The organism is Photobacterium sp. OFAV2-7 (genome assembly GCF_022347985.1).
Lineage (GTDB): Bacteria > Pseudomonadota > Gammaproteobacteria > Enterobacterales > Vibrionaceae > Photobacterium.
The window spans coordinates 1-5,025 of the sequence record NZ_JAKRFQ010000346.1; the positions used below are offsets into that span (position 1 = coordinate 1).

Below are 5,025 nucleotides of genomic sequence, written 5' to 3' on the forward strand. Positions count from 1 at the left end.
AGCCGGCAGCGCTCATTGATCGTTGTAGTTGAACAGCCGTTGCAGCAAGCCAACCCTTTATATGCCGGCACTTTCGTTGAGGCAAAGGTGCAGGGGCGCAACTTGTCCGACTTATGGCAATTGCCAGCGTCGGCTATTTCGCAAACAGGGCAAATCTGGCTGGTTGATGGCAACAATAGTTTGTTCAGTATCGAGGCCGAGAAACAGTTCGAAGACAGTAATTATGTCTACGTTGTTCCGCCCGACGATATTGAGCTCGGTCAGGTCGTTATTCGTCCGCTAAGCAGTTATGTGCAGGGCATGTTTGTACACCCGGTCGTGGAGGGGTAAGCAATGACAACATCTCATAATGCGACAATAGCCAACCCGCATGGCGGCATTATTGGTTGGTTTGCCGCCAACTCGGTGGCTGCAAACCTGCTATTGGTCAGCATGATTGTTCTTGGCATCATGTCGTTGAACTCCATTCGCAAGGAAGCCTTTCCCAGCATGGAGCCCAATGTCATTACTGTGTCGGTGAACTATGACAGTGGCGACGCCAAGCAAGCCGAAGAAGGGATTGCTATTAAAATTGAAGATGCCTTGGAGACAGTGCCGGGCATCAAACGCATCACCTCGACATCCAATGCCAATGGAAGCTCGGTGCGGATCGAGAAGCTCAGTGACTACGATCTTGAGACATTGCTGACTGATGTCAAAACCAAGGTTGATGCCATTTATAACTTCCCGGCAGATGCCGAAAATCCGGTGATCGATAAAGCAAGAATGCAGGATCATGCGCTTTGGGTTCAGCTTTACGGTGATGCTGACAGGGCAACGCTGCAGGCGCTTGCTGAGAAGTTAAAGGCTGATCTACTGGCGAAATCATCGATTCGGGATTTGGAAATCAAGGGTAAGTCTGAGCCGATCATTTCTGTCGAGGTGGACGAGGGGCAGCTTCAGGCCTATGGCCTGACCCTGTCTGATATTGCGACGGCCATCAATGCCGAATCTTCAACTGCTTTGACGACAAGCCTGCGCAACGGTGAGAAGGTGGTACGACTGAAAGCGGCAGAGCAGGCATACCAAGCCGCTGAGTTTGCACGTATTCCGCTGGTTACGACTGCGCAAGGGACCATTATTACGCTTGGGGATGTCGCTGATGTCACCGAGGCATTTGAAGATGACCCTTTTACCTTGTCCCGCTATCAGCAAACCAGTGGTATGGGAATCGAGATTGTGATGGACGAATATGGCGATGTTACCCAGATCGTTGAACAGGCGAACCAGGTGGTTGAAAACTGGCATCAGCGAGGTCTGCTACCTGCAAATGTCGGGCTGGTAACCTGGTACGACAAGAGTACTCTGATCAAGGATCGACTCTCATTGCTGACCAGCAATGCCCTGACCGGTATTGCGCTGGTGTTTATCGTTCTGGCTCTGTTTCTTAATTTGCGAGTGGCCTTCTGGGTTGCGGCAGGCCTGCCATTTGTCTTCTTCGGCACCTTGTTTTTTATGGGAGACAGCTTTACCGGACTGACAATCAATGAAATGACCACCTTTGGCTTCATTATGGCGCTGGGGATAGTGGTTGATGATGCTGTCGTGGTGGGTGAAAGTGTGTATGCCACACGTCGTCAGGACGGGGATACACTGGCTAATACCATCCGGGGAACACTAAAGGTTGCGGTTCCGACACTGTTCGGGGTATTGACCACGGTTGCGGCATTTATGTCGTTGTCGAATGTCACTGGAGATTTAGGGCAGATTTATGCTCAGTTCGGTACAGTGGTGACTATTTGTTTGCTGTTGTCTGTGGTTGAATCGAAGTTAATCCTGCCTTCTCACTTAGCGCACCTCAATACACATCGCCAGATCCCACAAGGGATCAAAGGCTGGTGGGCGAGGATCCAGCATGGGGCTGATAGCGGATTAATGTGGTTTAACCAACGCTTATATAGGCCGGTCATTGAGTGGGCACTGAATTTCCGTTATGCCGTTATCCTGGCGTTCATTGCCCTTATGGTGCTGGTAGCGGGTATGCCAATGACTGGCAGTGTTCGTGTGGCATTTTTCCCTGATATTCCGGGTGACATTGTCACGGCTGATCTGTCGATGCAGAACGATGCAAGCTTCGGGCAAACGAACAGAAATCTGTTGATGCTTGAGCAGGCTGCACTTCAGGCTGATCGCAATCTGATAGCCCAGAAAGCGACGATAAAAACAGCTGTGAATGCATCTGGTACTGGTGAGGTTGCCAATAGTGCAATAACGAGTTTGCAGATTATTGCCGAGGATGATAGCTCGGGTAAATTGCAGGTCGAGTTAACACCTAACGGTCCTTATTCCTCAACAGAGTTTGAACAGGAGTGGCAGCGGCTCAGCGGTTCGCCTGAAGGAGTTAAAAAGTTGAAGTTTTTGTCCAGTTTTGAAATGGTGGATAACTTCAAAGTGGAGCTTAAAGCCTGGGACGATACGACGGTTCGTGAAGCCGGGCTGAAATTCAAAGCGCTACTGGGGCAGACACCGGGAGTGAGTGGCATCGATGATAACCTGAACCCTGGTCAACCGCAGATCCGGTTTGAACTCACGGAGCAGGGCAGAACACTGGGGATGGATACGGCTAATTTGTCACAACAGGTATTACAGTCCTTTGGTGGTGAAATTGTTCAGCGTTATCAACGTAACAAAGACGAAGTTAAGGTTCGTGTTCGATACCCTGAACAAAAACGTCAGAATATGGCCGACATAATGCAATCTCGGGTGCGCACCCCTGATGGCACAGTGGTTCCGTTAAGCACAGTTGCCAATGTTGTTTCAGAGTACCAACAAGATGAAATTACCCGCATTGATAGTTTGAGGGCTATCTATATTACGGCTGTTGTCGATAAGACGATCGTTGCTCCCAACGAGTTGGTGGCTCGATTGCAGCAAGACGTAGTACCTGAATTGCAGCGGCAGTATCCGGATTTGAGCGTGCATTTTGCCGGTGAGGCCGAGCAGCAGCAGGAAGCAACTAGTTCGATGGGCAATATGTTCATTGTTGCGTTGCTGGCTATTTATGTTTTGCTGGCCGTGCCGTTGAAGTCCTATATTCAGCCGTTGCTGATCATGACTGCGATTCCCTTTGGTATTGTCGGGGCAATACTGGGTCACTGGTGGAATGATTTGACCATTAGTATCTTGTCGCTTAACGGTATTTTGGCGCTGAGCGGGGTGGTAGTGAATGACAGTTTGCTATTGGTATCCCGTTTCAACGAGCTGAGGGAAGATGACAGTATTCCTGTTAAGCAAGCAATTAAAGAAGCCTGCTCCGGGCGTTTGCGAGCAGTATTGCTGACATCTGTTACTACCTTTGCCGGTTTGACGCCATTGCTGGGAGAAACCTCGATGCAAGCACAGTTCTTGATCCCTGCAGCTGCGTCACTAGGTTATGGCATTTTGTTTGCCACTCTTATCACGCTGATCCTGATCCCGGCTTTGTTATTGATTCAATGTGAAATCAAGTCGTTACTGGCTAAACTGGTCAATATGACAAAGCAAGAAAACAAGGTTGCTGAAGTATGCTAAACCTGCTGCTGGTAGAAGATGATCTGGATTTGGCAACAGCGGTTGTCGATTATCTGGAACTCGAATCCATTCAGTGTGACCACGCCGTTAACGGCGTGGTTGGCTTGAACCTGATTAAGAAAAACCCTTATCAGGCAATTATTCTGGATTTGAATTTGCCCCGAATGGATGGATTAACGGTGTGCAGGCAAATGCGCGAGCTGGGTAACGACACGCCTGTGCTGATGTTGACGGCACGAGACAGCCTAGATGATAAGCTTGTAGGCTTTGATTCCGGCGCTGATGATTATTTGGTTAAGCCGTTTGCGATGGAAGAGCTAATCGCCAGGGTCAAGGTGTTGTCACGTCGCCGCAGTGGGCAGATTAACAAGCTCACTGTCGAGGATCTCGAGTTAGATTTGAGCCAGAAGCAGGCTTATCGCAACCAGCAGTTACTGAAGTTGTCACCGACTGCAATTAAGATCCTCGAGGTGCTGATGCGTGAGAGTCCCAGCCCTGTCTCGAGGGAGGTGTTGATGCAGCGTGTTTGGGGAGACGATCAGCCGGACAGCAATAGTTTGAAAGTGCATGTATTTAATATCAGGAAGCAATTGGAGCTGGCTGGTGGGCCACCACTGATCCATACCATGACTAGTTTTGGGTTTGTCTTGAGGAGAGCGGATGAAAATCAGGCTTAGCCTAAGGCTGTACTTCCTGGCTGCGATGTTATTGCTCGGTGTATCATTGGTGATGGTGTTTTCCGGGTTGACCGTCAATTACTTCATTAAAGGTATGGACACGGCCATGATCGGAGCTGCATTTGATGTCGCTGAGGTCGAAGGTGTTCAGAGTGGCAAGCCGAAGGTGGTGATAGGCTTCACAGTAGCAAGTAGATGGCAGGATGTCCCAGAGGAGATTCGACAACATATACCTGTACCGCCATCTGAACCGTTTATGCTGAAAAACCATATTGTGGATAGCGCCTCTTTGTTTGCTCCTCCTGAGGCCGGTTATTTTGTAATAATGGCTATCAATAGGCGAGAGGAGCAACGCTTCGTTTCTCGTTCTTTTTCTGATGAGATCCCTGATACGCTTGTGGATGAAGATTTTCCCCATTTTTTCTGGATATTAATCTTTTGTATAGCAGGGATCGTTACTTTTTCCGTGTTATTGATTTTAATGATGCGCTCGGTGGCCTCGCCGGTAGAGAGATTACGCGACTGGGCAAAATCACTAAGTGCCGATAACCTTAAACAGCCTGCGCCGGATTTTCGTTATAACGAATTGAATGCATTGGCAAGTATGATCAGAAATAGCTTAAATTCGGTCCAGAACGGCCTTGAGCGCGAGCAGGTTTTCTTACGACATGCCAGTCATGAGCTAAGAACACCAATTGCCGTTATTCGTACCAATACAGAGCTGTTAAAAAAGCTCGGAACGAGCAATCCGGAAAAATCTCAGGCTATAGTTGAGCGTATCGAACGAGCCAGTTTGACG

At 48.9% G+C, this 5,025-nt stretch carries 3 protein-coding genes and 1 pseudogene; all 4 read left to right on the plus strand.

Translation table 11 applies throughout. The features are described from left to right. A pseudogene (locus MHN01_RS16355) lies at positions 1-330 on the plus strand (efflux transporter periplasmic adaptor subunit); the annotation flags it as partial. 3 nt (positions 331-333) lie between these two features. Further along, positions 334-3,549: an efflux RND transporter permease subunit gene (locus MHN01_RS16360; protein ID WP_239412318.1), complete on the plus strand. Its 3,216-nt coding sequence runs from the start codon at positions 334-336 to the stop codon at positions 3,547-3,549. Further along, positions 3,543-4,226 carry a response regulator transcription factor gene (locus tag MHN01_RS16365; protein WP_239412319.1) on the plus strand — a complete coding sequence of 228 codons (684 nt, stop codon included), beginning with the start codon at positions 3,543-3,545 and terminating at the stop codon, positions 4,224-4,226. The genes MHN01_RS16360 and MHN01_RS16365 overlap by 7 nt, the downstream gene beginning before the upstream one ends. Beyond that, a partial coding sequence (locus MHN01_RS16370) for a histidine kinase dimerization/phospho-acceptor domain-containing protein (RefSeq protein WP_304622865.1) occupies positions 4,210-5,025 on the plus strand: 816 nt, incomplete at its 3' end. The genes MHN01_RS16365 and MHN01_RS16370, both read left to right, overlap by 17 nt.